This is a genomic window from Protofrankia sp. CiT1 (genome assembly GCF_917627335.1).
In the GTDB taxonomy this organism is placed as follows: Bacteria; Actinomycetota; Actinomycetes; order Frankiales; family Frankiaceae; genus Protofrankia.
This window is the reverse complement of record NZ_CAKJTP010000190.1, coordinates 5,323-6,794: the sequence shown is the minus strand read 5'-3', so window position 1 is coordinate 6,794 and position 1,472 is coordinate 5,323. Positions and strand designations below refer to the sequence as shown.

At 72.6% G+C, this 1,472-nt stretch carries 1 protein-coding gene; it reads left to right on the top strand.

Translation table 11 applies throughout. The features are described from left to right. Positions 1–1,410, top strand: a 1,410-nt coding sequence (locus tag MJ785_RS19475; protein WP_239382158.1) for a cobaltochelatase subunit CobN, incomplete at its 5' end; no start/stop codon positions are given. Positions 1,411–1,472 lie beyond the last annotated feature (62 nt).

The following is a 1,472-nucleotide window of genomic DNA, read 5'->3' as shown; positions in this document are numbered from 1 at the left end:
GGCGCCGAGGACCCGACGGCCCCGGTGCCCGAAGCCGCGGCCACGCTGCTGGCCGACCCGGCCGCGGTCACAGCCGTGCTGCGCTTCGCCGCCACCGAGATCGTGCCGCGCCTCGCCGGCACCGGCACCGAGATCGACGCCGTGCTGCACGCGCTGGACGGGGGCTACGTCCCCGCCGGCCCCAGTGGATCACCGCTGCGCGGGCTGGTGAACGTGCTGCCCACCGGTCGCAACTTCTACTCGGTGGACCCCCGGGCGATCCCGAGCCGGCTGGCCTGGGAGACCGGCCAGGCCATGGCCGACTCGCTGCTGGAGCGCTACCGTGCCGACACCGGGACCCTGCCGCGTTCGGTGGGTCTGTCGATCTGGGGGACGTCCGCGATGCGCACGGCCGGCGACGACATCGCCGAGTGCCTCGCCCTGCTCGGGGTGCGGCCGGTGTGGGACGAGGCGTCCCGGCGGGTCAGCGGCGTCGAGCCGATCGGACTGGCGGAGCTGGGCCGGCCCCGCATCGACGTGACCATCCGCATCAGCGGTTTCTTCCGCGACGCGTTCCCGCACGTCGTGACCATGCTCGACGACGCGGTCGCGCTCGCGGCCGGCCTGGACGAGCCGGCCGCGGACAACCACGTCCGCGCGCACGCGCTCGCCGACCTGGCCGAGCACGACGACTGGCGGCGGGCGACCACCCGCGTGTTCGGTTCCGCGCCCGGCACCTACGGCGCGGGCCTGCTGCAGCTGATCGACTCCCGGGACTGGCGCACCGACGCCGACCTCGCCGAGGTGTACGCCACCTGGGGCGGCTACGCCTACGGCCGGGGGCTGGACGGCCGCCAGGCCCGCCCGGACATGGAGGCGGCCTACCGGCGCATCGCGGTGGCGGCCAAGAACACCGACACCCTCGAACACGACATCATCGACTCGGACGACTACTTCCAGTACCACGGCGGGATGATCGCCACCGTCCGCGCGCTGACCGGGAGCGCGCCGAAGGCCTACATCGGCGACTCCACCCGCCCCGACGCCACCCGCACCCGGTCACTGAGCGAGGAGACCGCCCGTATCGTCCGCGCACGGGTGGTCAACCCCCGCTGGATCGCGGCGATGCGCCGGCACGGCTACAAGGGTGGCTTCGAGCTCGCCGCGACCGTCGACTACCTCTTCGGTTATGACGCCACCGCGGGCGTCGTCGAGGACTGGATGTACGAGAAGGTCACCGAGTCCTATGTCCTCGACCCCGACACCCGCAAGTTCCTACAGCAGTCCAACCCGTGGGCGCTGCACGGCATCACCGAGCGGCTCCTCGAAGCCGTCGACCGGCAGCTGTGGCAGGCACCGCGTCCCGAGACCCTCGACGCGCTGCGCACCGCCTACCTGGAAACCGAAGGAAACCTCGAAGACGACAGCTGACCGGCGGGTGCGTGACCGGCGCGCGGCCAGGTGCGACAGAACCGCATCTGTGACGACCATGG